General features: G+C 69.9%; 19 protein-coding genes. 2 read left to right on the forward strand and 17 right to left on the reverse strand.

Annotation, left to right across the window (positions count from 1 at the left end; all coding sequences use genetic code 11):
- Nucleotides 1–62 precede the first annotated feature (62 nt).
- The 8 genes from AB4120_RS19405 to AB4120_RS19440 form a co-directional block, all read right to left on the reverse strand.
- Nucleotides 63–1,286 carry a glycosyltransferase family 4 protein gene (locus tag AB4120_RS19405; RefSeq protein WP_262389714.1) on the reverse strand — a complete coding sequence of 408 codons (1,224 nt, stop codon included), beginning with the start codon at nucleotides 1,284–1,286 and terminating at the stop codon, nucleotides 63–65.
- Entirely contained in the window at nucleotides 1,283–2,719 is a 1,437-nt protein-coding gene (locus AB4120_RS19410) for an O-antigen ligase family protein (protein WP_441642729.1), read from the reverse strand. The genes AB4120_RS19405 and AB4120_RS19410 overlap by 4 nt, the downstream gene beginning before the upstream one ends.
- 64 nt (nucleotides 2,720–2,783) lie before the next feature.
- The gene (locus AB4120_RS19415; RefSeq protein ID WP_441642716.1) at nucleotides 2,784–5,093 is read right to left on the reverse strand and encodes a polysaccharide biosynthesis tyrosine autokinase; all 2,310 of its coding nucleotides are present in this window, start codon (nucleotides 5,091–5,093) and stop codon (nucleotides 2,784–2,786) included.
- A 21-nt stretch (nucleotides 5,094–5,114) separates the two neighbouring features.
- Nucleotides 5,115–6,305: a polysaccharide biosynthesis/export family protein gene (locus tag AB4120_RS19420; RefSeq protein ID WP_149138562.1), complete on the reverse strand. Its 1,191-nt coding sequence runs from the start codon at nucleotides 6,303–6,305 to the stop codon at nucleotides 5,115–5,117.
- Nucleotides 6,299–7,405, reverse strand: a complete 1,107-nt coding sequence (locus AB4120_RS19425) for a glycosyltransferase (RefSeq protein WP_149138561.1) — start codon at nucleotides 7,403–7,405, stop codon at nucleotides 6,299–6,301. Before AB4120_RS19425 ends, AB4120_RS19420 begins: the two co-directional genes overlap by 7 nt.
- Nucleotides 7,406–7,501: 96 nt before the next feature.
- Nucleotides 7,502–8,893: an undecaprenyl-phosphate glucose phosphotransferase gene (locus AB4120_RS19430; RefSeq protein ID WP_149138560.1), complete on the reverse strand. Its 1,392-nt coding sequence runs from the start codon at nucleotides 8,891–8,893 to the stop codon at nucleotides 7,502–7,504.
- A gap of 12 nt (nucleotides 8,894–8,905) precedes the next feature.
- Nucleotides 8,906–10,480: a mannose-1-phosphate guanylyltransferase/mannose-6-phosphate isomerase gene (locus AB4120_RS19435; RefSeq protein WP_441642717.1), complete on the reverse strand. Its 1,575-nt coding sequence runs from the start codon at nucleotides 10,478–10,480 to the stop codon at nucleotides 8,906–8,908.
- Between the two features lie 31 nt (nucleotides 10,481–10,511).
- Nucleotides 10,512–10,997 carry a GNAT family N-acetyltransferase gene (locus AB4120_RS19440; protein WP_187645210.1) on the reverse strand — a complete coding sequence of 162 codons (486 nt, stop codon included), beginning with the start codon at nucleotides 10,995–10,997 and terminating at the stop codon, nucleotides 10,512–10,514.
- A 410-nt stretch (nucleotides 10,998–11,407) separates the two neighbouring features.
- On the opposite strand from AB4120_RS19440, the gene AB4120_RS19445 reads away from it, so the two are divergent.
- Both AB4120_RS19445 and AB4120_RS19450 read left to right on the forward strand, forming a co-directional pair.
- Complete coding sequence (locus AB4120_RS19445) at nucleotides 11,408–12,424, forward strand: DUF1839 family protein (protein ID WP_262389713.1); 1,017 nt, start codon at nucleotides 11,408–11,410, stop codon at nucleotides 12,422–12,424.
- A complete protein-coding gene (locus tag AB4120_RS19450; RefSeq protein ID WP_441642718.1) occupies nucleotides 12,411–14,387 on the forward strand; it encodes a serine aminopeptidase domain-containing protein in 1,977 nt (658 codons plus the stop codon). The genes AB4120_RS19445 and AB4120_RS19450 overlap by 14 nt, the downstream gene beginning before the upstream one ends.
- 63 nt (nucleotides 14,388–14,450) lie before the next feature.
- On the opposite strand, the gene AB4120_RS19455 is transcribed toward AB4120_RS19450, so the two are convergent.
- The 9 genes from AB4120_RS19455 to AB4120_RS19495 form a co-directional block, all read right to left on the reverse strand.
- The gene (locus AB4120_RS19455; protein WP_441642719.1) at nucleotides 14,451–16,115 is read right to left on the reverse strand and encodes a glucosamine inositolphosphorylceramide transferase family protein; all 1,665 of its coding nucleotides are present in this window, start codon (nucleotides 16,113–16,115) and stop codon (nucleotides 14,451–14,453) included.
- 86 nt (nucleotides 16,116–16,201) lie between these two features.
- Nucleotides 16,202–16,924: a Crp/Fnr family transcriptional regulator gene (locus AB4120_RS19460; protein WP_092294220.1), complete on the reverse strand. Its 723-nt coding sequence runs from the start codon at nucleotides 16,922–16,924 to the stop codon at nucleotides 16,202–16,204.
- Between the two features lie 377 nt (nucleotides 16,925–17,301).
- Nucleotides 17,302–19,851: a glycoside hydrolase family 2 protein gene (locus AB4120_RS19465; RefSeq protein ID WP_149138554.1), complete on the reverse strand. Its 2,550-nt coding sequence runs from the start codon at nucleotides 19,849–19,851 to the stop codon at nucleotides 17,302–17,304.
- Nucleotides 19,848–20,828, reverse strand: coding sequence for a DUF1839 family protein (locus tag AB4120_RS19470; RefSeq protein ID WP_149138553.1), 981 nt, complete (start codon nucleotides 20,826–20,828; stop codon nucleotides 19,848–19,850). The genes AB4120_RS19465 and AB4120_RS19470 overlap by 4 nt, the downstream gene beginning before the upstream one ends.
- The gene (locus AB4120_RS19475) at nucleotides 20,829–21,794 is read right to left on the reverse strand and encodes an amino acid--[acyl-carrier-protein] ligase (protein WP_149138552.1); all 966 of its coding nucleotides are present in this window, start codon (nucleotides 21,792–21,794) and stop codon (nucleotides 20,829–20,831) included.
- Nucleotides 21,795–21,818: 24 nt separating this feature from the next.
- A complete protein-coding gene (locus AB4120_RS19480) occupies nucleotides 21,819–23,012 on the reverse strand; it encodes an acyl-CoA dehydrogenase family protein (protein ID WP_149138551.1) in 1,194 nt (397 codons plus the stop codon).
- On the reverse strand, nucleotides 23,012–23,254 hold the full coding sequence (locus AB4120_RS19485) for an acyl carrier protein (protein WP_144201067.1): 243 nt from the start codon (nucleotides 23,252–23,254) through the stop codon (nucleotides 23,012–23,014). Before AB4120_RS19485 ends, AB4120_RS19480 begins: the two co-directional genes overlap by 1 nt.
- Before the next feature lie 175 nt (nucleotides 23,255–23,429).
- Nucleotides 23,430–24,836 carry an undecaprenyl-phosphate glucose phosphotransferase gene (locus AB4120_RS19490; protein WP_149138550.1) on the reverse strand — a complete coding sequence of 469 codons (1,407 nt, stop codon included), beginning with the start codon at nucleotides 24,834–24,836 and terminating at the stop codon, nucleotides 23,430–23,432.
- A gap of 36 nt (nucleotides 24,837–24,872) precedes the next feature.
- Nucleotides 24,873–25,601: a phosphatase PAP2 family protein gene (locus tag AB4120_RS19495; protein WP_149138549.1), complete on the reverse strand. Its 729-nt coding sequence runs from the start codon at nucleotides 25,599–25,601 to the stop codon at nucleotides 24,873–24,875.
- Between the last annotated feature and the right edge of the window lie 163 nt (nucleotides 25,602–25,764).

The following is a 25,764-nucleotide window of genomic DNA, read 5'->3' on the forward strand; positions in this document are numbered from 1 at the left end:
CTGCGTGCGCAGCGCCCCGGGGGGCTGCAACGCCGTCGTGTCGCCCATCGCCCAGGGTGCGTTCATCGGGTCTCTCCCTTCAGCGTCATGTCGGTTTCCTGCGATCGGATGGGTACGGGCCGCACGGCCAGGCGGCGATAGAGCTGGAGATAGTGCTGGCCCATCGCGTCCCAGCCCTGCGCCAGCATGGCAGCGCGGCCGACCTGCCCCATGCGCCGCAGCGCACCGGGGTCGGCCGTGAAGCGGCGGATCGCGGCGGCCAGCGCCACGGCGTCGTCAGGGTCGTCGAGCACGATGCCGGCGCCGTCCGGCACCAGCCCGGCGGCGCCCGTGGAGCGCGCGGTCAGCACGGCCATGCCGCTGGCCATGGCCTCCAGCACCACGAGGCCCATCGGCTCATAGCGCGACGGAAACACCAGCGCGTCGCAACTGCGCATCAGCGAGGGCATGTCGGCCACGTGGCCAAGAAAGTGCACGCGGTCAGCCAGCCCGAGTTCGCGGGCACGCTGCGGATAGGGGCTGCCTTCGGCGCTGCCGGCCACGGCCAGCGCCACGGGCTCCGGCACCTGGGCCAGCGCCGCCAGCACGGTGTCCAGGTTCTTGCGCGGCGTGCGCAGGTCGCCTGCGAACAGCAGCAGCGGCACGCCCACCGGCAGCCGGAAGCGCGCGCGGCAGACCTTGCCCGGGGCGAACTCGGCGGTGTCCACGCCGTTCGGGATTACCTCGATGCCATCCACCGGCACGCCGGTCGCCCGCAGCTCCGCGACGATGCGCGGCGACACCGCCACCACGGCCCGCGCGCGGCGGAACGCCATACGCTCCAGCCGGGCATTGAGCCGCGTATAGACCCATTGGTAGAGCGCGCGCGCGCCACCGCGCAGGCGGTACGGGTAGTAGCCGGAATGCAGCCAGCCGTGGTGCACGAAGTGCGCCGTGTTCACATCGGCATGGGCCCAGGTGATGAAGCCGTTCACGTGAACGATGTCGAACTGGCGCCGGTGTCGCGCCAGCCACCAGCCACTCGCCACGGCGAAGGCCTGGTAGCGCAGCAGCGCCGAGGGCAGCCGCGCCTCGGGCACGGCGTGCCAGCGCACGCGCGGATGCTCACGCCACATCGCCGCCACCTGGCTGGCCACCAGGGTCACCTCGCAGCCCGCCGCCAGCGCCGCCGCCACGATCTCGTGGTTCACGCGGCCCTGCCCGTCGTTGCGGTCCACCACGTGCGTGACGATGGCGACACGCAGCGGCGGCACGCCGGGCGCCGCTGCGGCGGAGGCCGGCGTCATGGCGTGGTCCCGCCCGACGCCGCCAGCATGCGTGCATAGCGGTGGCCGATCACGGGCAGCGTCACGCCGAGCTGGAACAGGATGCCGTCGAACGCGTTCAGCGTGTTGCTGAACACCAGCATCGAGACCAGCGCGATGGCGGTGCCCACGGCGGCGGCAAGCAGCCGGTTGGACTTCATCGCCAGCCCGCGCTTCATCGCGCGGCCAATCATCCACATCAACCCGGTGAGGTAGAGCAGCGTGCCGGGCCAGCCCATCACGAACGGAATCTCCATCAGCCCGCTGTCGAACACGCCGAACTTGCCGAGCTGGCTGGTGGCGGAGTCGAGCTTGGTGCCGATGCCAACCGCGCCCATGCCTTGCCCGGCGATGTCGCTGGTCGCCACGGCCAGGAAGGACTCGTAGAAGCGCATGCGGATCTGGAAGCTGCGGTCGTCCTTGATCGACGTCACGCTCTCCATGCGGTCCAGTACCGGCTTGGCGAATTCCTCGACGGCGAACATTGGCACGGACAGCGCGGAGACGATCAGGATGGCGAGGATCACCCGGGCGCGCGTGCGGGCGTCGATGCAGGCCAGCGCGTAGATCCCGCCGATGATCAGTCCGCCCCAGGCCGAGCGCACGGCCGTCAGCAGCAGCACCACCAGCCCGGACACCGCGCCCACCCAGACCACCTTGCCGCGCCCGGCCAGCATGAACAGCAGTCCGCCCATCAGCACCGTGGCGAGCGGCCCCGGCGAGTTGAGCGTGCTGAACACGCGGAAGCTGAACGGCAGCGGCTCGCCCACCGAGCCGATGCCGGACTTCAGCATCCACATGGCGTCCCAGGGCGGCATCAGCACGTACTGGATCACCCCGTAGATGCCGATCACGAACATGCCCCAGCTGAACGTGGAGACCAGCACGCGTGAATAGACCGGGAAGTGCTTCCAGGTGGCCAGCACATGGAAGCCGACGAAGACCGGGATGATGGCGTAGCCGAACGAGAACAGCGCGGACGGCACCGAGTTGCGGATGCACCCCACCACCAGCGCATACGTCATCGCCAGCACGATCAGCAGCGACGGGAAGGCGCGCTTGGTCGCCACCACGCGGTAGTGGGTGAGCACGGTCAGGCCGCTGAGGATGGCCACCAGCACCGGCGCCATCTGGATCGGGCTGATGGGGTTGTAGGCGCCGTTGAAGAAGTCGGCGATGCGGCGCACCTCGGGCGAGAGGAAGTAGAGCCAGCACATGAAGGACACATACTCGGCCGGGTTGCGCCGGTAGCACATCAGCCCCACCAGCACGGCGCCCACCGGGTACGCCAGCTCCACCACGCGGCCCAGCCTGAGCAGGATCAGCACCAGCACGAAGGCGAAGAACAGCCCCGGCACCAGCGCGGGATGCAGCTGCCGGCTGGCGCGGCGGGGGCCGTCGAGGGCGAGGGTCATCACGGGCGGGCTCCCGGGAGGCGTGCGAGACGCGTGTGGCGCGTATGACGGGCAGGGCGGCGCATCACGCGGGCTGCCCGGCGGCGCGCGCGAGCGTGTCGCTCAGGCTGTCGGACTGCGGCACGGCTTCGCCGACCACGGTGTTGAGGATGCCCCCCACCACGTTGCCGCCGGCGCGCTTGAGCCGCTTCACCGCATCGACGATCTGTTCCTCGGTATGAGCACCCGCGCGCAGCACCATCACGGTGGCGGCGGCCAGCGCGGAGACGGCCATCGCATCGTTGTGATCGAGCACCGGCGGGGTATCGATGATGACCAGGTCGTAGGTGCGCGCGTAGGTGTCCAGTGCCTGGCGGAAGCGCGTGTTCATCAGCAGCTCGGCCGGCGTGGCGCCGAAGTTGCCGGCGGGCACGATCCAGAGGTTCGACACGCCCGTGGGCACCACCGCCTGGTTGGCGTCGATGCGGCCGCCCAGCATTTCCGAGAGCCCCATGCCGGCGGCGCGGTTGAAGTAGCCGGACAGGCGCTGGCGGCGCAGGTCGCCATCGATCAGCAGCACGCGGCGGTTCGACTTGGCCAGCAGCGTGCCGAGGTTCGACGTGACGAAGCTCTTGCCGACCCCGGAGGTGGCCCCGACCATCGCCACCACGCGGTGGCCCATCTGCTCCAGCGTGAACTGGAACTGCGTGCAGATGCCGCACAGCGCCTCGATGGCCTCGTCGTGCGGCCGGCTCTCCGCCAGCACCGGACGGGTGGCGGCGGGCAGCCATTCCTCGGCGCGCTCGGGCGTCACCGGCACGTGCTCGGCGCCGGCCAGTTCCACCGGCAGCGGCAACTCGGGCGGGGTCGTGGCTTCGAGCCGCGAGTAGTCCTCCAGCCAGCTCTGCGCCGGGCTGAACGGAATCTCGCCGAACATCGGCAGCGCCAGGCGCCGTTCGATCTCCTCCATCTCGTGCATGCGGCCAAACACCGCGCGGCGCAGGAACACCGTCAGCACCGCCAGCACCAGCCCCAGGATCAGCCCGGCGGCGATGATCAGCGCCCGCTTGGGCTTGACCGGCGACGACGGCACCAGCGCCTCGTCCAGCACATGCACATTGCCGACCATGCCGGCACGGTTGATCATCAGCTCCTGCGTCTTGTTCTGCAGCGAGATGTAGATCTCCTGGGCGATCTTCACGTCGCGCTCCATGCGCACGCCGGCCTTCTCGGACGCCGGCATGTCGTGGAAGCGCGATTCCAGCTTCTGTTGCAGCGCGCGCAGCTGCCCGAGCTGCGTGTCGATGGTCTGCACCTGCGGATGGCCCGGCATGAAGCGTTGCAGCAGCTGCGTGCGCTGCAGGTTCAGCTGGGCAATCTGGCGATCCAGCTCCAGCCCGCCCGCCAGGTAGGACTGGGCTTCCGAGGTCGGCTTCACCGCGCCCTGGCGCTGTTGCAACGCGGCCAGCGCGTCCTCGGCCTTCTCCAGGTCGGCGCGCACGCGCGGCACCTCGGCGTTGAGGAAGTCGAGCGTACGGGCGGTTTCCTCCTGATGCCGCTCCAGGTTCTGCCGCACGTAGGACTGCACCACCGCGTTGGCGATCTGCATGGCGCGCACGCGGTCGCTGCTCTCCATCGAAATCTGCACGATGCCGGTCTGCTTGCCCTGCTCCAGCACCAGCAGCGACTTGGCCAGCCCGCTAATGGCGGCAAGCTGGTTCGCACGCGTGACGGTGAACTCCGTGCCGGGCCGGGCCACGAGCTTGCCGATACGGATCTGCAGCGGGCCGTCGTCGACAATCTCGCCCACCTGTCCGCTCAGCAGCTTCACCCCTTCGGGGTCGTACAGCGCGAAGCTTTCGTTGCCGAGCGCGCGCAGCGTCAGCGGCACGCCTTCCAGCGCCGGCGGCACGCCGAGCAGCTCCAGGTCGATCTGCTCGCCGCCCCAGGCGTAGCGCGACAGCCCGAACCAGGCCGGCGCGGGCTCGCCCGCCTTGGCGAAGCGCCGCGCCAGGTTGCCGAGGTAGGGCATGACCACCGGCGACACCGAGACGTTGAGCCGGAACGCATTCACCACCGGCTCAAGCACCGAGCGGCTGCGGATGATCTCGATCTCGGTCTCGGTGCCCAGCGGCGAGTTGCCGCCCATCATCTGCGAAGCACGCGACAGCGGGTTGCTGTCCGCGTTCTTTGCCTGCACCTGGAGCAGCGCGTCCGCCGCGTAGATTGCCGGCAGCGAGTAGGCGTAGAGCGTGGCCACCGCGGCCACCACGGCCGTGATGCCGATCACCCAGCCAAGCTGCTGGCGCACCATGCGCACCAGATCGCGCAGGATGAACTCGTCGTCCTCCAGGGGCAGTGGCGTACCGTAGGGACGCTGGAAAGGGGTATTCATGTCGGCTCCGTACGCGTGCGGCTAGCGAGCCAGTTCTTTGGTGAAGAACAGGGTCTGGATGGTTGGGGTGATCTGCTCGAGCACGCGGTTGAAGCGCACCGCGTCGGACGTGCCGACGTACACCACGTCAAGCGGCTCGAGCCGGAACTGTGTGGACAGCAGCATCGAGTCCACCTGGGTCATGTCGAGCCGGAACACGTCGGGCGTCTGCGGCTTGTCGCGCATGCCACGCACCACGAAGACCTGGCGTGGGTCGGCGGCGCGGATATCGATGCTGTTCACGCCGGCCAGCGCATCGGCCAGCGACAGCCGTCCCTTGTTCATCAGCAGCGCCTGCGGCCGCGCCACCTCGCCAAGCACGAACACGCGGCTGGACAGGCGGTCCGGCACGTAGACCACATCGCCGCCGCGCAGCAGGAAGTCATGCGCGCCGTTGCGGCGTTCGATCAGCGCTTCCAGGTCGAACTCGTAGAGCTTGTCGTCGCGGGTCAGGCGCACCTTCTGCACATCCGCCTCCGGCGCGAAGCCGCCGGCCCGCGTGATGGCGTTGACCAGCGTCACCGGCACGTCGGTCACCGGCAGCATGCCGGGCGTGCGGACCTGCCCGGTCACGTCCACGCGCTTGCTGCGGTAGGCGATGACGCGCACATCCACGCGCGGATCGCGCACGGTGTTCTTGATCGCCCCGGTGATCATGCCGCGCACCTGGTCGACGGTCTTGCCGCCCACGCGCAGCTTGCCCACCGGCGGGTAATACATCTCGCCGTTGCGGTCCACGCGGTAGCCGCTCTGGTCGGACGGCAACACGGTCGGCGTGATCTGCGGCACCCCAGGCACGGGCGCGGTGGCGCCGGTAACCGGGGCGGTCATCAGGCCGGAGCTCATCTCGGGGTGGTCGAGCACGGTCACCCCGACCAGGTCCTGCGGGCCGATCTGGTATTCGTAGGCGTCGAGGTCGGCGCCCAGCTTGCCGGTGCGGGCCGGCGAATCGGGCACGGCGGCGGCCAGCGCGATGGAATCGGGCTGGGCGCGCACCACGTCGGCGGTGATCAGCTTCACCGGATAGACGTCCGTACCGGTCTTGGCGGCCAGGTCGTCCTGCATGCGGCTGCTGTCCAGCGCGGGCCCCGGTGCCCAGGTGCAGCCGCCAAGCGTACCCAGCGCGGCCAGCATGGCCAGCACGGCGAGGCGGGGGAGGAATCGAATTACCATGGCAGCTTCTCCTTGTCGGCGCCTGCGCGCCCTTGTTGCTGCATACCGATGGGGGTCATTGAAGCGCCGCCGGCATTGGGGCGGACGTCTGTTTCCGCACGTTCCGGCACGCCGGACGTGGGCGGCCCCACGTGGGGCATCCGCCGCAGGGCGGCCAGGGCGATCATGGCGTCGGCCCGCGCGCGCTGCGCGAGCGCCATGCGCCGCCACGCGCGGCCACCCTCGCCGCCCAGGCACAGCGCCAGCGCGCGCAGCCAGCCCGGATAGTTGCGCGAGCCCGCCAGCACCTGCCACGCGCCCGCCATGGCCCGGCGGCTGGCCGGCACGCCGGTGGCGTGCAGGTGCTCGTCCAGCACCAGGTGGAGGTTGTAGCTGGCGTTGTAGTAGGACTCGGCGTTGAAGATCGCGCGCTGGTCGGCATCGGCACGTGGCGCCGGAAAGTGATCGACGCACAGCGCCGGGTCGTACAGCAGCCGCCAGCCCGCGCGGCGCACGGCCAGGCTGAAGGCGAGGTCGTTGTGGACCTGGGCGCCCGCGCCGCGCAGCCGCGTATCGAAGCGCAGCCCGGCCACCGCGCTGCGCCGCCACGCCATGTTCACGCCCTTGAGCACGTCCACGTCGCGCGGCGCGCCGGCGCCGATGTGATGATTGCCGATCACCCGGCCATACCAGCGCACCTGGCCCACGCAGCTTGCCGCACCCTGCAGGATGCGGCCGCCCTCGTGCACGCGGTCGCGCCCGCCCACGCCGCCAAGGCTGGCATCGCGCGCGAAGTGGCTGCCAATGCGCGCCAGCCAGTCTGGATGCGGCGCGGCGTCGTCGTCGGTCAGGCACAGGATGTCGCCGCGCGCGGCCGCGAAGCCGCGGTTGTTGGCGGCCACCTGGCCGGGCTCGTCCACCGTCACCAGGCGCAGGCCCGGCAGCGTCTCGGGGCAGGCCGTGGAGAGCCAGCGCGAGAGCAGCGCCAGCGTGGGTGCGTCGTCGGCGCGCGCCACCACCACCACCTCGTCGGCGGGGCGTTGCTGGCGCGCCAGCGCGCGGAGGCAGCGGTCCAGGTCGTCGCAGCGCCTGTAGCTGGGAATGATTACCGATAGGTCCATCTTGGCGTCCCCCGGCGGATCAGCGGGCGGGCTCCATTGCCGCGCTGCCTTGCCGCCACTTACACGTACCCTGTCTCAATACCGCCCGCGCCGCTCTCAGTAGGCGTTGCGCCGGAGCAAAATGCACGCCGGCGTGCGCAGGATGATCTGCATGTCGAACCAGAACGACCAGTTCCGGATATAGAACAGGTCGAACTTGACCCGGGTCTCCATCTTCTCCACCGTGGACGTCTCGCCGCGATACCCGTTCACCTGCGCCCAGCCGGTCAGGCCGGGACGGATGCGGTAGCGGTGCATGTAGCCCTCCACCAGGTTCTTGTAGAGCTCGTCGTGCGCCAGCGCGTGCGGGCGCGGCCCCACCAGCGACATCTGTCCGCGCAGCACGTTGAGGAGTTGCGGCAGCTCGTCGATGGACAGCGCACGCAGCACCGCGCCCACGCGCGTCACGCGCGGATCGCCGCGCCGCGCCTGCGTCACCGTGCCGGGCGCCTCGTCGTGCAGGCACATCGTGCGGAACTTGAGAATCTCGAACTCGCGGCCGTCGTAGCCCTTGCGGCGCTGGCGGAAGAACACCGGCCCGTGCGAGGACTGCTTGACCAGCGCCGCCACCACCACGAACAGCGGGATCAGCGCCACCAGCGCCAGCGCGGCGGCCACGCGGTCGAAGATTTCCTTCGGCCAGAGCTGGTATTCGTCGGCCGGCGAGACGGCCAGATTGAGCGTGGGATAGCCGAGCACCTTGTCCACCGAGCATTGCAGGTGCGGCAGGCCGCGCAGGTCCGGCATGTAGCGGATGTCGACGAAGTCGTTGCGGAACTCGCGCACGAAGCGGCGCACCAGATGCTGGTCCGCCAGCGGCAGCGCCAGCCAGATCTCGTCGATGGCGCGCGCGCGGACCATGCCGGCGAAGTCGCGGAAACTGGCGCAGACCGGCACGTTGTGCAGCCACTCGGGGGCGTCGTCGCTCTCGTCATAGACACACACGGCGCGGTACTGCGCGCCCGGTGCATGGGCCAGCTGCGCCAGCATGTTGCGCGCATGGGAGCGCGTGCTGACCACGGCCACCGTGCGCGTGCGCGTGGCCGCCCGGCCGAGCCGCCGCGCCACCCAGCCCGGCACCAGCCGCGCCAGCAGCAACATGCCCGCCGAGGCGGCGGTCACGGCGATGAACCACGAGGTCGGCACATGTTCCAGGCGCGGCGTGCACAGCAGCGCCAGCCCGGCCAGTGCCACCACGCCACAGGCCGCCAGCACCCGGTGGGTAAGCTGGCTGAGCGAGCGGTCGCGCCACTGGCCGTAGACGCCGAAGGCGGCGAACAGCACCACCGCCAGCAGCGCGTTGAACGACACGAGCATGGTCTGCGTGTCCGACCAGACGAGCGGCAGGCCATGGCCCGGCAACGCCGGGGGCAGCATGAGCTGGTGCACCAGCAGCGCGCTGCCCGCCACCAGCAGCAGGTCCAGCGCGCAGGCAAGCAGCCCGGTCATCGCGGCATCTCCTTACTTGCGGCCATAGTTGTCCTCGAAGCGGACGATGTCGTCTTCCCCCAGATAGGCGCCCGACTGCACCTCGATGATCTCCAGCGGCGTCTTGCCGGGGTTCTCGAGCCGGTGCAGCGTGCCGATGGGGATGTAGGTGGACTGGTTCTCGCTGAGGATGCTCACGGTCTCGCCGCAGGTGACGCGCGCGGTGCCGCGCACCACTACCCAGTGCTCGGCGCGGTGGTAGTGCATCTGCAGTGAGAGGCTGGCGCCGGGCTCGACAATGATCCGCTTCACCTGGAAGCGGTCGCCATGGTCGATGGCGTCATAACAGCCCCACGGGCGGTGCACCTTGCGATGGTTGACCACCTCGCTGCCATGCTCGGCGCGCAGGCGCTGCACCACGTTCTTCACGTCCTGCACGTGGGCCTTGTCGACCACCAGCACGGCGTCGGCGGTCTCCACCACCACCACGTCATGCACGCCCACGCAGGCAATCAACCGGCCTTCCGAGTGGGCGAGGCAGGCCGTCGCGCCATCGAACACCACGCGGCCACGCGCGGCATTGCCGAGGGCGTCCTTGGGCGCGATATCCCAGATCGCGGCCCAGGAGCCCACGTCGGACCAGCCAGCGTCCAGCGGCACCACGCGTGCGGGCACGTCGGGCAGGCTTTCGAGCTTCTCCATCACGGCGTAGTCGATGGAGTCCGACTGGCACGCGCCGAAAGCCTCGCGGTTCAGCCGGAACGTATCGCCGCCGGCCTCACCAGCCTCGCCGGCCTCGTAGGCGGCGCGGCACTGCATGTACATCTCTGGCTGGAGCTGGCTCACCGCGCGCAGCCACACCGCCGCGCGCACCACGAAGATGCCGCTGTTCCACCAGTAGCCGCCCGATTCCACGTAGTGCCGGGCCAGCTCCAGGTGTGGCTTCTCGACGAACTTCTCGAGCGTGTAGGCGCCATCGACCGCCGTGCCGCCGGCGCGGATATAGCCGTAGCCGGTTTCCGGCGAGACCGGCACCACGCCGAGCGTGACGATGGCGCCGGCATCGGCATGGCGCACCGCCGTGGCAAGCGCCTGGCGAAACGCCGGCAGGTCCGTCACGCTGTGGTCGGCCGGCGTCACCACCAGCACCACATCACCCACATCGCCCCCCTCGCCCCCGTCACCGGTAGCCGCCACCGCGTGCAGCGCCGCCACGGTCAGCGCCGGGGCGGTGTTGCGGCCGCAGGGCTCGGTCAGCAGCCGCGCGGGCTTGCCGGCGCGCTTCATCATGTCCGCGATCATGAAGCGATGTTCCTCGCCGCAGACCACCAGCTGCGGCGGCTCGATGCCGGCCGGGCGGCCCGCCAGCACCGCCACGCCCTCGAAGCGCCGCGCGGTGGCCTCCAGCAATGTGTCTTCCGCCACCAGGTTCAGCAGCTGCTTGGGAAACTGTTCGCGCGAGAGCGGCCACAGGCGCGTGCCGGCGCCCCCGGCCATGATCACGGGCTGGATCGGGAACTGGATGACGGGCAGCGCCGCAGCCACAGGCGGCGCGAGGGCTGCGCCGAGCGTGACGGGCGGCAGGCCCACCGGAGTCGGTTGGTTCATGGAATGCTCTCCCGGCCGAGCCGCATGCGGCTCAGCGTGTCAGGCGGAACAGCCGGGCACGCGCGCGGGGCGGCTGCCAGACCATGCCGATGAAATGCGTACCGTGTTCCAGGTACGGGCCCTCGCGTTTGCTGAAGCCGAACCCCTCGCAGAACTCGCGCAGGTAGAACGGCACCTGGATGGCCACCGGCGCACCGGGCCAGCGCGTCTGGATGGCCTCCTGCGCGCTGCGCATCAATGCCTCGGCCGTGCCGTCGCCGCGACGCGACATACGCGTGAGGAACTTGTCGATCCGGATCTCACTGCCCTCCCCCTTGAGCAGGCGGGCGTAGGCCACCACCTGCTGTGTGTCCTCCGCCGGCTCCACGCCAAGCACGTGCGTGCCGACGATGTCCTTGCCGTCGACGTCGAGCAGCAGGCTGCCCTGCTCCACGATGAAGACCTCGCTGCGCACGCGCAGGATCTGATACAGCTCCCGCGTGGTCAGCTCGCTGAATTCCTTGTCCACCCAGTTCATGCCCGTCTTCCTGGTCTGTCCAAAGGCACGGACGGCGCTGCGCGCCGCGCTCACGCTCCCCGTGCTCACCGCTGTCTCTCGATGCGCGCGCCGCAACGCTGGCGGCACGCGTCCCAATCCATGAGTTGCAGTGTAGGAACGGCCCCTCGCCGTCTCTGTACGCTTCCGCACACCTTGCCCGGCGTGCGGTGGCGTGCCCATCAGAGCGCAAAAAAACAGGGAAAAGTGCGACGGCCGGCACGCGGCCTGCCCTCTGCCGGTGCTCCGCCAGCATGCGCGCAAACGTGCACCTTGCTGCGTCGCCTGTGTTGCCTCGCGCACCAATCTTTGGTGCGGTTGGGGCTGTAATGGAGACCGTCTGGCCGCGCCCGGCACGGCGCGGCATGCCTACACAGCGGAGGAGAATCCATATGAATGTCACGGCGACCCTGGCACGCAGCACGCCACAGCCCGCGCCGCACGCGCTGCATGGCGAAGACGTGATCTGGCAGGAGACCAACTGCTACATCGACCTGTGGATCGAACTGCTCAACGGCTGGGGGCTCGAGCCGCGCGCTGCGCTGCCCTTCACCGTCACGCAGGATTTCGAGGGCGATCACTTCACCTTCTTCAAATACCCGACCAACGACATCGAGCGGCTGTACGGCACGGTGGTGCAGGAGATGGCGCTCTACGATGCGCTGGAGACGCATCTCGTCGAACAGGTCGGGCGCGGCCACACGGTGCTGGTGGAGGTGGACAGCTACTACCTGCCGGACACCAAGGCCACCGCCTATCGGCAGAAACACGTCAAGACGTCGATCGGCGTGGACATGATCGATGCGCAGGCGCGCCGGCTGGGCTACTACCACGGCCTGGGCTACCACACCGTCAATGGCGACGACTACGAGGGCCTGCTGCGCCTGACGCCCGAACTCTCCGGCAACCCGGACCTGCTGTTCCCCTACGCCGAGTGCGCCAAGCGCGTGCGCGCACCGGTGGCGCCGGGCATGCTGGCCGATGCCTCGGTGCGGCTGCTGCGCGAGCATCTGGCGCGGCGCCCCGCCGCCAACCCGGTGAGCCGGCTGCGTGCGGTGTTTCCGTCGCATATGGAGCGGATGCTGGCGCGCGGCGACGCCTACTTCCACCAGTACACGTTCAACGTGCCGCGCCAGTTGGGCGCCAACTTCGAGATGCTGCATCACTACCTGACGTGGCTGGCGCGGCAGGGCCACAAGGTGCCCGAGCCGGTGGTGGACGCGACACACAGCATCGCCACGGAAGCCAAGGTGCTGCAGTTCCGGCTGGCGCGCGCGGTGGCCCGGGGCCGGCAGGACCCCTGCTCGGACTGCCTGGATGTGCTGGAGTCCGCCTACGACCGCACGCTGTCTGGCCTGGTGGCCACGTTCGGCGCGGCGGGGCCGGTGCATGTCCATGCGGGCGCCTGAGGGCGGCGGCGCCATGGGCGGCGCGGGCGAGGGTCCGCACGAGGACGGACACGGGGACGGACACGGCGGCCACGGGCCGCACGGCCCGGGGATGGTGCACGCCGTGATGGAACCGCTGCTGTTCGACGGGTGCTACGGCTGGCTGCACCGGCCTATCGTGCCCCGTTCCCCACTTTCGCCCGATGCCTGCGGCGTGGTGCTGTGCAACCCGTTCGGGCAGGAAGCGATCATGACGCACCGTGGCTGGCGCTACCTCGCCACGGTGTTGTCCGCCAACGGCATGCCGGCGCTGCGATTCGACTATCACGGCACCGGCGATTCCGATGGCGACGAGAGCGATCCCGCCCGGCTGCAGGCGTGGACGGCCAGCGTCGTGGCCGCCGTGCGCGTGCTGCGCGAGCGTACCGGCGTGACGCGCGTGGCCTTGTGCGGCATCCGCCTCGGCGCGCTGCTGGCCGTCCTCGCCACGCAGGAGATGGAGGTGGAGGCGATCGACGCGCTGGTGCTGCTGGCCCCGGTGGTACGGGGGCGCGACCATCTGCGCGAACTGCGCGCGTTGCAGAGCACCGCGCGGTCGTCCCCGGCGGACCAGCTCGATCCGGCCGAGACCGAAGACTTCATGACCGTGGTCGGCAACCGCTTCTACCGCGACACCATCGACGCGATCCAGGCGTGCGACCTCGGCAAACCCGGACAGCTGCGCCAGCGCCCTGCCGCGCGCATGCTGATCCTGTCGGCCAGCACGCTCGACGGCGCCGGCCGGCTGGCCGAGACCGCCGCCGCACTCGGCTGCGACGTAACGCAGGCGCCGTTCGACGAATACGAGACCTACGTCAGCTATCCCGAGCTGAACGACCTGCCCTGGCAGGCGTTCCGGCACACCACGGCGTGGCTGGCCGGCGTGCCCGAGACCGATGTCCGCGAGCCCGACAGTGCGCGCGTGCGCCGCCTGGCCGCCGACGACGCGCCCGTGCTGCACGGTGACCGCTTCGTGGAGCGCCGCGCGCACTACGGCGCCGACGGCCTGTTCGGCATCCTGTGCGAGCCGCCCGCGGCCGCGCGCGGCGACGGCGCGCCGGTGGTGCTCATCATCAACACCGGCGCCGGCCATCATGTGGGCGATGCGCGCATGGGCGTGCTCTGCGCGCGCTACCTCGCCCGGCGCGGCATTGCGTCGATGCGGATGGACCTGGGCGGGATTGGCGACAGCGTCTCGCTGGCGCTGCCCCGCTATGCCTTCCAGCCCTACGGCAGCCACCTGCGCCGCGACGTGACCGCCGCCGCCGCATGGCTGGCCGCGCAGGGCTTTGGCCGCGTGGTGCTGTTCGGCATCTGCTCGGGCGCCTTCGTGGGCCTGCACGCCGCCACCGGCAGCGAACACGTGGCCGGTGCGGTGCTGGTCAACGTACAGAAGTTCCTGTGGCCCGAAGGGCTCGGCATCCAGGACGTGGTGCAGCAGCGCCCCAGCCCACGCCAGGCCGCCACGCGTGTGTATCTGACCGCTGCGCTGGACACGCAGAAATGGGTACGCGTCTTCAAGGGCGACGCGGAAATCGGCTCGATTGCATGGGAGCTGGGCCGCCGCATCATGGCCCGTATGCGCACGCGGGCGCAGACGCTGGCCGCATGGATTACTCACGCTGATACGCCGGTGCGTCAGGTGCATGGTCTCATTCGTCGGCTCGATGAACGCAGCGTGCCGGTGTGGCTGGTCTTCGGCGGCTACGATCCGGGCCTTGGGGAACTCGCCACGCACTTCGGCGCGCGCGGGCGGCAACTGCGGCGCTATCGTCATGTGAAGTGTGTGATTTCGGATGAAGTGGACCACGCGCTGCGGTCTTACGCGGCGCGCGAGGCGGTCTACGCGCTGCTCGACCAGTACCTGCGTACCCATTTCTGCGAGGATGCGGACACCATCGCCGCCCTCGTCGCCGGCATCGATCCGGAGCCGGCGCTGCGCTGAACTGCGCTGGATCGCAGGGAGACGGCGGTCGAACGGGCGCCCGAAGCCGGGCGCCCAAGTTACTCAGAACACGAACTCCCGCCGCACGTGGTCCACCACGGTGACCGTGCCGGTGCTGGTCATGTGGTGCGAGCCGATCAGCCGCCGGCCGAAGTCCGGGTCGATGCGGCGCACCTCGCGTTCACGGTACGCCTCGTCGGAGACCGCCAGCACCTCGTTGACGATCAGCCCCTCGCCGTAGCGGTCGAAGCCCTGGCGCTGCGCCAGCCGGTAGATGCGCCCCCCGTCCATGATCAGGCCAGCGTTGCGCCCGCCCGCCGGGTCGATCCGCACCGGGTTGGCCGTGCAGGGCGTCCAGTCCGTACCGAGCGGGGACGGCCCCGAGAACAGGTACAGCTCGCTGCAATGGTCCTTCACGTCGGCGGGGTCCATGCTGGTCAGCATCCACCATTTGCCGTCGCGCGGGAACAGCACGGTGTCGGCGGCGGAGACGTTGTCCATGAGCACAGCCGCCAACTCCCACTTGAGCGGGAATTCGGCGCACCGATATACGCGGATCTGTCCGGACCCCGAGCATTCGGGGCACATATACAGCGCCCCCTCGTACGCGAACAGGTAGGGGAACGACATGTGGTACGGCTCCACGATCACCGCGCCAAGATCCACCGCGCGATGGCCGACGATCTCCAGCGCCGAGATATGGGCGCGGCCGGTGGCGTAGCGGTAGTCCTCCACGAAGCAGACCACGCGGCCATCGGGGCCGGTCCACAGGAACGGATCGGCCCAGAAGCGGCCGCGCGGCGCGGTCACCTCCACGGCCTGCCGCAGGTCGGCGTTGCGCCAGGAGCCTTGCAGGATCGAGATACCGAACTTGCGCCGCATGTGCAGCGCGCGCTGGGTGCCCTTGATCGCCGCGCGCTTGAACAGGCGGCCTGCGTAGCCGAGGAGGTCGCGCGCAGCGGGCCGGGCCAGCCCGGGAACCGGCGCGCCGGCCGGCGAGGGCAGCGTACCCGTCGTAGCGATGCCCGTGAGCAACGCGCGCAGGTGCACATCGGCCTTGCGGTACAGGTGGGCCTGGTTTTCCAGGTAGCTCACGCGCGTGCCCACCCGGCCCGCGCGCAGCACACGGCGCGTACCGTCGATACGTTCGATGGCAAAGCCGGTGGCCGGCTCGGCGTGCCGGCATTCGTCGAAACCGGCGGCTGGCGCCACGCCGCCCCGGCCATAGCGCATCCATAGCGTGCCGATGCGCGCGGCAGCCGCCATGCGTGCATCGACCGTGGCGGGGCCGAAGCCGAGCAGCAGGTCCAGCCCGAGGGCGCGCACCTGGTCCACCGCGGCGACGTCGAACTGGATATGGCCGTTGGCGCCGGGCATGGGCGCGGCAATGTCCAGGCGCTCGGGAATCGAGCGCGCGAGGTCGTGGCGGGTCAGGTGGCCGCGATAGGTGCGGCGCAGCACCATGCCTTCGGCCCGCATCAGGCCGCGCAGCATGGCCGCGAGCATGCGGTCCCACGGCGGGGTACCGCCCTGCACGGGCGCGTGCACGATCAAATGGGTGATGGCCAGGCCCGGCTGCTTGCGGGCCCAGAGCACGAGCTGGTAGAGGTGGTGCAGCGCCTGCGGGCTGTCCAGCAGCAGGCCGATGCGTAGCGGGACGACCGCTGCCTGGGCGTCGCCGCCCGGCTTGGCATCGAGTTCGGGCAGGTCAAGCGAGGTGACCGTCATGGCGGGCTCTCCGGTTGGCGCAAGGATCCTTCGGCAGGAATGCGCGCGGCGCGGCATCACACCGCGCCGCATCGCCCTGGCGGGAATCAGGCTTGCACCAGCGCCGGCAGCAGGCGGTCGTACTCGCGCTTGACGAGCTTGTAGCACTCGCAGGAGTGCTTCTCCAGCCCGCAGCGGTCCAGCACCGTGATGTGGCCACGGCTGTGGTGGATCAGGCCCAGGTCTTCGAGCTTGCCGGCCGCTTCTGTCACGCCCTCGCGGCGCACGCCGAGCATGTTGGCGATGACCTGCTGCGTGATCACCAGTTCGTTGGAGCTCATGCGGTCGATCGCCAACAGCAGCCAGCGGCACAGTTGCTTGTTGAGCGAATGGTGGCGGTTGCAGGCGGCGGTCTGCGCGATCTGCGTCAGCACGGCCTGCACGTAGAGCAGGGTCACGCGTTGCAGGGCGGGCATGTGGGCCAGTTCGGCACGCAGGGCACGGGCGGGGATGCGGTAGGCGAAGCCGGGGCTGCGCACTTCCACGCGGCTCGGCATGGTGTCGCCGCCGGTGACCACGGGAATGCCGACGAGTCCTTCGTTGCCGACGGCCGCGAATTCCACCGTGGCGCCGTCCTCGAGCAGCGACAGCAGCGAGACCACCGACGTGGTCGGGAAGTACACGTGGACGATGCGCTGGCCCGAGTCGGTCAGCAGCTCACCGGCGCGAAGCCGGACCAGTTCGAAATGCCGCGAGAGCGTTTCCCATTCGTGACGCGGCAACGCGTTGAGCAGGTGATTGACATGCAAGTCTGACCGATGCGTAATCATGGTGATTCTCCTCCCTCTGACCCGGGAGCAGCATCGGTCCTCACCCGCACGGCAATCTCCGTGTGGGATGTGACCCGATCTCGCCGCTCCACCCGTTTGCGTTTTTGGCGATCTCCGGCAGCCCCGTAGCTGCCACCCTCTTATTCCCGGTGCCTGGCGGGCCCCGGGTATTGCTGTCTCGTTGTTGACTCCATTAAGGGCCATGCAGATCAGAATCGACAGTAGGCAGACGGCTGGTGCGGCGGTCATGCTTTGGGAGGGAAGGAGGGAGGCAAACGGCGGAGAGGCGGAGATGACGCGCAACGGGCCGGGCCCGGCGGATATGGCGCCCTGCCGCGCCGCATATGGCGCAGCGGGCAGGGGTTGAGAGGATGAGATCAGGCGTCGTAGGAGAGCGCGCGCTCCGCATTCAGGGCGGAGATCTCGCCTGAAGGAATGGCGTCTCCCCCACCTCCTCCCCCTCCCTCATTCATCAGGCGGATACGGCGCGATTCCCCCGGGCCGAGGTGGAACCAGTCGAGTTCCGGGCGAAATGCATGGTCCTCAATATGCACCCAGCGCGCAAACCGCTGGGCGCTGACGGTCAGCCACCACGCACCATCCACCTGTTCCACCCTGGCACTCAGCCCTGGCGCGCGCAACGCGGCGGCGCGGCGGTCCGGCAGGTACGCCGCCTGGCTGAGCAACGCGTTGCTGTCCGCCGGGTCGTGCAGGCTGGCCAGGACCACGTCATGCGCGGGCGGGCCGAAGCGATAGGCGTAGGTGAAATCGAAAAAGTGATCGATCAACTCCGCCGCCACGAGCCGGCGCGTCTCGCGCGGGGCCAGCGTGAGCGTTTGCGTGGCGTGCACGGTGGCGAATTCGCCATCGCGCAGGCAGCGGAAGGTCAGTTGCACCGTGCGCGGCGTGGCCGATTCGTTGACCACGTGCACGTGCAACCCGTTCAAGCCCTCGTCGGTGATCAGCACCTGGAGCGGTTGCCAGACCTGCCGCAGCGCATGCCAGGCCGATTTCGGCCGGCCCCGGGCATCGACGATGCCCCAGCCGGCGCCCGGCAACAGGTCCTGCAACTGCCAGACCAGCCCGCCCATGCAGGTGGAGCCGGCGCGGCGCCACTCGCTGAAGACGTCGGTCATGATCTCGGCCACCACCGCGCGCGAGAGCGCCAGGTAGCGCGCAGGCTGCTCGTAGCGCAGGCGGGGCGGATCGACCTCGAACAGCGCCCGCAGGTAGAAATCGCGAATGTCCTCGAAATCCCAGGCGGAACCGGCGTCGCGCGGCACGCGTGCCTTCCAGCGCGGGTCGTGCAGCGGCTGCGAGAGCCCGGCCTCGGTGAGCGTGCGCGCGCACGGCACGTTGGCGAAGGCCAGGCACTCGGAGGTGAAGCGCACGTTGGCCAGCCGGGCGTCGGCCAGCGGGCGCTGGTAGGCGCCCACGCCGTAGTAGTGCGTGATGCCGGTATCGGGCTGGAACGGCCAGGCGCCTTCGCTGGGTGAATTGCGCACATAGACCACGTCGGGGCGATGCTCGGCCACGAGCGCGGGAATCAGCGTGTCGAACAGGGGCTGGCGCCACGCGCCGCGCGGCGTGCCGAGCATGGCGGCCTGCTGCTCGGCCTCGCTGCCGCCGCACAGCACGGCCAGGCTGGCATGGGCGCGTGTGCCGGCGAGCCACTGGGCCACCTCGCGCGCGGCGTCGTCCATCAGGGCCGGCGTGGCGCTGGTCTCGCTGCCATAGTCGAAATTGGCGAACATGAAGTCCTGCCAGACTATCAGGCCGAGGGCGTCGCACTGGCGGTAGAACGCTTCGCCGGGATAGCAGGTCACGCCACTGACGCGGACCATGTTGGCGCCGGCGTCGCGCGCCAGTTGCAGCCAGCTGGCCACGGCTTCGTCGGTGTCGGCCAGACCCGGCAGGTCGTGGCTGGAGACGCAGGCGCCCCGGCAGAATACGCGCTCGCCGTTCACGCGCAGCGCGAACGCGCCGGGCTCGCCGTCACGGTCTTCGGTGATGGTGCGGAAGCCGGTCTGCCCGCAGGGGATGGCATGGCCGCCCACCTCGGCCTGCACGCGGTACAGCGCCGGCTCGCCGTGCGTATGGGGCCACCAGCGCTGGGCATCGGGCACGCGCAGGGTGCCGGCCAGCGAGTGTGCGCCCACGCGGCGCAGCTCGCCGTGCCAGACTCCGCCATCGGACCCTTCGGCCCGGAAGCTGCCCTGCATCGGCGCCGGGCCGGGAAAGTGGAGTTGCAGCGCCACCACGCCGTCGCGCCCATCGAGATGGCCGGCCAGCACGGCGCGCGCGCCATGCACGACATCCGCGCCCTCGGGGTGCAGCAGCTCGATATCGCGCCACGGGCCCACCGCGTGCACGGGCGGGCACCAGCCGGGCATGTGGCCGAGCAGCGTGGTGCGCACCGCGCGCAGCGTGGGCGGCTGGATCATGCGCGGCTTCCAGCGCACCGCGCCGCGCTGCGTGCGCAGCCACGGATGCAGCGCGCGGAAGCAGATATGGAGCACGTTGTCGGCGCCCTGCAATTGCACCGCCACCTGGTGCGCGACGAACATATGGCGCGTGGTGAGCACCTGCACGCCGTTGAGCCAGACCTCGGCCAGCGTGGCCAGCCCGTTGCAGCGGAGCACGCGGCGGCCGCTGCCGGCGAAATGGAGGCGGTACCAGTAGTCGTGCTGGTGCAGCGGCGGCGGGGCGGAATCGTCCCACCGGCCGGCAACGCGCAGCGCACTGGCCACCGTACCCGGCACCGGCGCGGGCAGCCAGTGCCCGTCCTCGCCCAGTTCGCGCGGATGCGTGGCCGCGCCGGCCAGCGTCTCCAGGAAGGTCCAGTCGCCCTCCAGGCGCGCATCGCCCACGGCCACGCCGGACCACAGGACGGGTTGCAGCGCCGGTTCCGGATCACGCGCGGTCATGTGACAGTCTCCCCGAAATAGGCGGCCAGCGCCGGCACGGTGCCCTCGTACGACAGTTCGAGCTGGTCGAGGCAGTCCTGGCACGGGTCCGGCTTGTGGCTGATGACGGCGCGCATCAGGCGGAACTGCATCACCATCGCCTCGGACGCCATCGTGTAGCAGGCTTCGCAGATCGCATCCGGCAACGGCTGGCCGTGTTCCGAGAGCCAGCGCAGATAGCGCCCCAGCAGCTCGAAGTTGGCGCCCAGCTGCCGCAACACGCTGGCCGCGTAGACCTGGAAGTTGGGCTCGCCGCGCGCCATCAGCTGCTCCAGGTGCCCGGGAAAGGCGCTGCGGAACGCGGTGATCGGGTTCTGGCGGGGCCGGCAGGCCAGGTGGTGGCGCAGCAGTTCCAGCGAGGCCGCGACCAGTGCCTCGCCCGCCTGCGCCGGAAAGCGCCGGCGCACGACCTCGGCGTGGGGGAACGCGGGCGCCTCCCACTCGGGGGCGATGCTCGCCTGCCGGAAGATGGCCGCGTAGTCGTCCCCGCTGGCGGTGTGGTAGCCATCGCCATGATAGAAACCCACGGCGTTGGCCTCCGGCACCAGCACGTCGATGCCGATGGCCGAGCGCGTGTGCTGGCGGCGGTAGGCATTGGGCGGCTGGGGCAGGTAGAAGCCGTCCACCTCCAACAGCACCACGTTGCCCCGGCAGGTCTGCGCGGCCACGTGGGTCTCGAGCTTGTCGTAGGTGGACAGCTCGTGGGTGTGAATGCCGTAGAGGCGCTCAAGATCGCCGGGCGGAAAGCTCGCCAGCGTGAACTGGTCGCCCTCGAAATCCTGTGTCACGGCGAACGGCAGGGCCGCCACGGGTTCCAGTTCCCATCCATGCAGCAGCTCGACCCAGAGATCGATATGGCGGTTGGCGTGTGCCCACACCGGATTGCCACCATGCAATGCCGGGCCGCCCCGCGGCCGAAGCCTGCCGTCACCGTACATTTACTGGCCTCCGAGCGTATCCCGTACCGACTGCGGCCAACGGGCCGGATCCAGCCCGTGATGCTTGAGCAGCGCCAAGGTGAGACGCTCGATGCCAAAACCCACGCAGCCGGTGTGCGCCGTGCCGCCATCGGCGGTACGGATGCCCCACAGCGCGCCGAAGTGGTCCATGTGATAGTTGAAACTCATGCAGGCGGTGGGCCCCAGCCCGTCGTTCACCGGAATCAGCAACTCGAACTTGAGCTTCAGCTCGCGCTGGCTGTCCGCCACGATCTTGCCGCCGCGCCCGAAGAACGGGTCGTTGGCCACGTCCAGCTCCATCGGCAGGCCCAGCGCCTGCACGGCGGCCTGCCCGCGCCCCATCCACATCTCCCGGAACGCGATGATCTGCTCGGGCGATCCGATGCACACGAACTCGTGCTGGCGGAACAGCTGCATGCGCGTGGGCTCCAGCGAGGGCTCGTGCCGGTAGCAGTACGACATCACGTTGATGATCTTGCCCTCGGGCGGCAGCGGGCCGCGCCGCGCGATGACCGGATACACCGGATAGCAGGCGGCCGGCGTCAGCACCACGCCGGTGGGCTGCTGCTGGTCGGTCCAGTCTTCCTTGTCCTCCAGCCGCGCCAGCAGGCGCCGATGGCCGCGGTCATCGCCACAGAAGCTGTGGATGGTGCCGGCCAGCTGCGGAAAGCTCTTCAGGTACTCGCTGGTCTCGAAGTCATGCTGGCCGATGGCCGGCGGGAAGCGCAGCGTCTCGGCCTGGTGATCGGCGCCCAGGCGCTTCACCATGCGGTTGAGGCTTTCGGCGATGGCCTCGAAGGTCTCACTGCGGCCATACAGCCCGAGCACGCCGCTGGGAATCAGCAGCCCGGCCTCGATCAGCTGTTCGAGGAAGGTGGGCGCGGCAGCGCTGCCACCGGCTCCGCCGAGGGCGTGCGCGTCTGCCGTTACGGTTTGGGCGTCCATGGAAGCTCCTTGTTCCGACCGCTCTCAGGTCCGGTCGGCCAGCAGCAGGTTGGCCGTGTTGGACAGGATGCGATCGTTGTTGATCATCAACGGCGCCGACCACAGGTCGCGCAGATGGCGTCCCAGGCTGAACGGCGTGCCGTGCTTGTAGCCAGCCATGCCGCAGACCAGCATCGCCTGCTGCACCACGTCCAGCGCCATGGTCGAGACGGCCGTCTTCAGCCCGTTCATCTCGGCGGCCAGCGTGAAGGACGACACCGCCTTGGCCACATGCCGCTCGCGCTGGTGCGCGAGCGCGAGGTCCAGGCGCCCTTCGATCATCTGCAGCAGGCTCACGGCCTCCGCCACACGCGGCGCGGACGGCGGCATCGAGCCCGGACGCGCGCGCGCCTGGCCCTGGAAGAAGGTCTTGGCGCGCTGCACGGCGTCGCCGGCAATGCCGAGCCAGAGCGCGCTCCAGACGATGTGCGACACCGGCGTCATGGTCTCGTCGGCAATCTGGCCGAACGGCACCGGCAGGATCTGCGCCACATCGCCCGCCGCTTCGAGGCGGAAGCCGTTGCTGCAGGTGCCGCGCATGCCCAGCGTGTCCCAGGTGTTCAGGCTCTGGAGGGTGTAGTCGGCTTTCAGCGCACAGACCAGCACCTGGTCGGACGGCGCGGCGTCGGCGCTGCGGCGCGCGGTAATCAGGATGCCGTCCGCGTGCGCGCCGTACGAGATCGTCGGCGCCATCTTGAGCAGGTGGAAGCGCTCGCCCTCGGCGTTGACCGCGCAGCCGCTGTTGCGCAGCGCGCCGCCAATGGCTTCCTCCGAGGTGGCCGAGGCCAGCAGCAGCTGCTCGCCGGCCACGCGGGACAGCAGGCCCTCGTGCCATGGGCTGCCCATGCCGTGCTCCAGCACGCACGCCACCTGGATCTGGTGCATCGCGTAGACCATGCCCGTGGCGGCGCAGGCGCCGCCCAGCACACGGCAGATGGCGGCCACGGTATCCAGCGCGGCGCCAGCGCCGCCGAGGTGCGTCGGGATCATCGCGCCGAGCAGGCCGTGCTCACGCAGCGTGACGAAGGCTTCGTCCGGGAAGCGCGCGTCGCGGTCCACCGCATCGGCATGCGTGGCGGCGACGGCGGCAGCGGCCTGGGCGGCAGCGATCAGGGTGGCGGAGTCCGCTGGCGCGGGATGCGGCGACGCCTGGTCCACCGCGGCGAGAACGGGGTTCATTACGCAGCCTCCTGCAGTTGCGAGGCTGCCGCCGCGAGCGAGTTCACGCTCTTGAAGAGCTGACGGGTCAGCATGTGATCGGGAATCTCGATGTTGAACGCGTTCTCGAGGGCCAGCATCACATGCACCGTGGCCAGCGACGACAGGCCCGCCTGGTAGAGGTCAGCCTGATCGTCCAGCGTCTCGATGGGGACGTCGAGGCGGGCCACTTCGGCAAGGATCTGTCGGATGGTTTCCTTCATGGCGTATCTCCTGGTCAGAAGGCAGGGTGTGGCGCTGGCCTTGCCGGGCGCCTGTTTCGGATCGTTTCCTGCTCACGGTGCCATTGGGCCGCAGCGGGGGTACGGCTTCGGTGCGGTGTCCAACAAACGCCCTGGGGCACGCGCGACAGGTCACATTGCCGGGCTGGGTCAGTCGTCAGTAGGCGTCCCGGCCGGTCCAGCCGTGCACGGCGGTGTGGACGATGATGCGGAGGTCCAGCACGAAGGACCAGTTGCGGATGTAGAAGATGTCGAACTCGGTACGCCGGCGCATTTTCTCCACCGTGTCGGTGCGGCCCCGGCAGCCGTTGATCTGCGCCCAGCCCGTGATGCCGGGCTTCACGCGGTGGCGCAGCATGTAGCGGTCCACGATCTCCTTGTAGAGCTCGTTGTGCTCGATGGCATGCGGGCGCGGGCCCACCACGGACATCTCGCCGCGCAGCACGTTCAGGAACTGCGGCAGCTCGTCCAGGCTGGTGCGGCGCAGGAAGGCGCCCACGCGCGTCACGCGGGGGTCGCCGGGCGTGGCCTGGGTCACGCCGGCATCCGTGTGCGCCACCATCGACCGGAACTTGTAGACATGGAACGGCTGGCCGTCCATGCCAAGCCGTGCCTGCCGGAACAGAATCGGACCTGGCGAGGACAACCGCACGGCGAGGGCGATGGCCAGCAGCAGCGGCGACAGCCCGAGCAGCACCGCCAGCGCGAACACGCGGTCGAAGCTGGCCTTGACCAGGCCGGTCACGCCGGAATCGGGCGGGCTGTTGAGGTCGATCACGGGCAGGCCCATGAATTCGGAGAAGCGATGGCCGAGCAACTCCACGGACATGATGTCCGGCACCCAGCGGATGTCGACCAGGTCGTTGCGGAAGTGGAAGACCACGTCGTAGAGGTCGCGGCAGGCCGCCATCGGCAGCGTCAGCCAGATCTCGCGCACGCGGTGGGCGTGCACGAAGGTGCAGACCTGGTCGAGCGAGCGCAGCGGGGCCACGCCTTCAGGGAGATCGTCGGTGCCGGCTTCGTCATAGATGCCCACCACCTCGTAGCCGGCGCCGGGAATCTGCGCCACGCGGCGGAACATGTCGTGCCCGAGCGGCCCGTAGCCGAGGATCACCACGCGCTTGGCGTTGATGCCCTGCTGGCGCACGCTGCTCAGGGTGCCGTAGAGCACCACGCGCGAACCCACCAGGCCGACCGCCGACCACGCCACCCAGAGCACCGACCACAGCCGCGATACGCCGGCCACCTGGTGCAGCAGGAAGGCGGAGACCAGTGCCAGCAGGCAGACCACGCTCCAGGCCGCCAGCACGCGCACGGCCAGCCCTGCCTTGCTGCGTCCGCGCCAGGACCCGTACAGGCCGCAGGCAGGAAAGATCAGCAGCGCGCCCAGCGCGCAGAAGGCGGTCAGGAAGCCGTGGACCGGGGTGGCGCCGCGCAGGCCGTCTGGGAAGACCAGTTCGCCGATGGCAAAGCCGGTGGCGCCGATGATGAGGGCGTCGGTCACGCGGTACAGGTACTGGAAGGTTCCCTGTCGCCCAGCGACGAAGGCGCGCACTGCTGACATGTTGGTTCTCCTGCCGGGGCGGAGCGGGCCACCCTGTCAGGTATCGTCGTGCTGCCGGGCGGGCGGGTCTGTTTGGTGGCGCACACAGCGTGTGGCATCGCCGGTCAGCGCCGCATCCCGTTCTTGTCGCGCTTCATGCCTGCCCTGCCCATCGTGCCACTCGCCGCGCCGGTACGGCGCCTCCCGCCCGGCCAGATGGCTGGCGATGCGCTCGAGCATGCCATGCGTCGGCAGGCTCACGGACGGATGCGGCGCTGCCAGCGCCAGCAGCAGCACGACGCCCGCCACCACGCGCGGCGCAGCGCGCAGCGGCCGGGCCGACCATGCCAGGAAGGTGGCGCTGGCGCTGAAGCCCAGCGCCAGCCCGGCCACGACCTCGGCCGGCGAATGGACCTCCAGCGCCAGCCGCGACACCCCCACCACGATGGCGATCGCCACGCTCGCCGCCACAGCCAGCGCCGCCATCGCGCGATGGCGCTCCGGCACCAGCAGCCGCGCCAGCACCGGCAGCACGGCGGCCGCCATCGTGCTGTGCCCGGAGATACCGGTGAAGTCAAAGGCGCGGCTACCGATGCCCCAGCCCATGTAGGCCAGCTTGCTGGCCACGACCAGCGCCACGGCGCAGCCGAGCGTGAGCGCCCAGCGCACGGCGTTGGCGCGGTCGTGCGGGGCGCGGCTCGACTGCAGCCACGCGAACACGACGAGCGCGCACGGCATGAGCAGTGCGCTTTCGCCAACGCGCGAGACAAGGGGCCAGGCAGACATGGTGCGGCAGCTCACAGAAAAGGATGACGGGGTTAGGCCGGCAGACGGAGGTTCGCACCGTCGCGCCCGCAGTGTGCGACGCAATGTTCAGCCGCCTCAACCAGCCAGAAGGTGGAGACGGCGCCGCGCGGCGCGCTGCGGCCGGGCGCGCGCCCGGCGCGGG

Source organism: Cupriavidus sp. 2KB_3 (assembly GCF_052115685.1).
Lineage (GTDB): Bacteria > Pseudomonadota > Gammaproteobacteria > Burkholderiales > Burkholderiaceae > Cupriavidus > Cupriavidus campinensis.

What these genes read in the sequence shown, in the direction of transcription:
- AB4120_RS19430 (WP_149138560.1), bottom strand. Translation starts at nt 8,893, where the DNA reads ATGACCGGGCTGCTTGCCTGCGCGCTGGACCTGCTGCTGGTGGCGGGC.
- AB4120_RS19445 (WP_262389713.1), top strand. Translation starts at nt 11,408, where the DNA reads ATGAATGTCACGGCGACCCTGGCACGCAGCACGCCACAGCCCGCGCCG.
- AB4120_RS19455 (WP_441642719.1), bottom strand. Translation starts at nt 16,115, where the DNA reads ATGACGGTCACCTCGCTTGACCTGCCCGAACTCGATGCCAAGCCGGGC.
- AB4120_RS19475 (WP_149138552.1), bottom strand. Translation starts at nt 21,794, where the DNA reads ATGGACGCCCAAACCGTAACGGCAGACGCGCACGCCCTCGGCGGAGCC.
- AB4120_RS19405 (WP_262389714.1), bottom strand. Translation starts at nt 1,286, where the DNA reads ATGACGCCGGCCTCCGCCGCAGCGGCGCCCGGCGTGCCGCCGCTGCGT.
- AB4120_RS19435 (WP_441642717.1), bottom strand. Translation starts at nt 10,480, where the DNA reads ATGAACCAACCGACTCCGGTGGGCCTGCCGCCCGTCACGCTCGGCGCA.
- AB4120_RS19480 (WP_149138551.1), bottom strand. Translation starts at nt 23,012, where the DNA reads ATGAACCCCGTTCTCGCCGCGGTGGACCAGGCGTCGCCGCATCCCGCG.
- AB4120_RS19450 (WP_441642718.1), top strand. Translation starts at nt 12,411, where the DNA reads ATGCGGGCGCCTGAGGGCGGCGGCGCCATGGGCGGCGCGGGCGAGGGT.
- AB4120_RS19440 (WP_187645210.1), bottom strand. Translation starts at nt 10,997, where the DNA reads ATGAACTGGGTGGACAAGGAATTCAGCGAGCTGACCACGCGGGAGCTG.
- AB4120_RS19460 (WP_092294220.1), bottom strand. Translation starts at nt 16,924, where the DNA reads ATGATTACGCATCGGTCAGACTTGCATGTCAATCACCTGCTCAACGCG.
- AB4120_RS19425 (WP_149138561.1), bottom strand. Translation starts at nt 7,405, where the DNA reads ATGGACCTATCGGTAATCATTCCCAGCTACAGGCGCTGCGACGACCTG.
- AB4120_RS19495 (WP_149138549.1), bottom strand. Translation starts at nt 25,601, where the DNA reads ATGTCTGCCTGGCCCCTTGTCTCGCGCGTTGGCGAAAGCGCACTGCTC.
- AB4120_RS19410 (WP_441642729.1), bottom strand. Translation starts at nt 2,719, where the DNA reads ATGACCCTCGCCCTCGACGGCCCCCGCCGCGCCAGCCGGCAGCTGCAT.
- AB4120_RS19485 (WP_144201067.1), bottom strand. Translation starts at nt 23,254, where the DNA reads ATGAAGGAAACCATCCGACAGATCCTTGCCGAAGTGGCCCGCCTCGAC.
- AB4120_RS19490 (WP_149138550.1), bottom strand. Translation starts at nt 24,836, where the DNA reads ATGTCAGCAGTGCGCGCCTTCGTCGCTGGGCGACAGGGAACCTTCCAG.
- AB4120_RS19420 (WP_149138562.1), bottom strand. Translation starts at nt 6,305, where the DNA reads ATGGTAATTCGATTCCTCCCCCGCCTCGCCGTGCTGGCCATGCTGGCC.
- AB4120_RS19415 (WP_441642716.1), bottom strand. Translation starts at nt 5,093, where the DNA reads ATGAATACCCCTTTCCAGCGTCCCTACGGTACGCCACTGCCCCTGGAG.
- AB4120_RS19470 (WP_149138553.1), bottom strand. Translation starts at nt 20,828, where the DNA reads ATGTACGGTGACGGCAGGCTTCGGCCGCGGGGCGGCCCGGCATTGCAT.
- AB4120_RS19465 (WP_149138554.1), bottom strand. Translation starts at nt 19,851, where the DNA reads ATGACCGCGCGTGATCCGGAACCGGCGCTGCAACCCGTCCTGTGGTCC.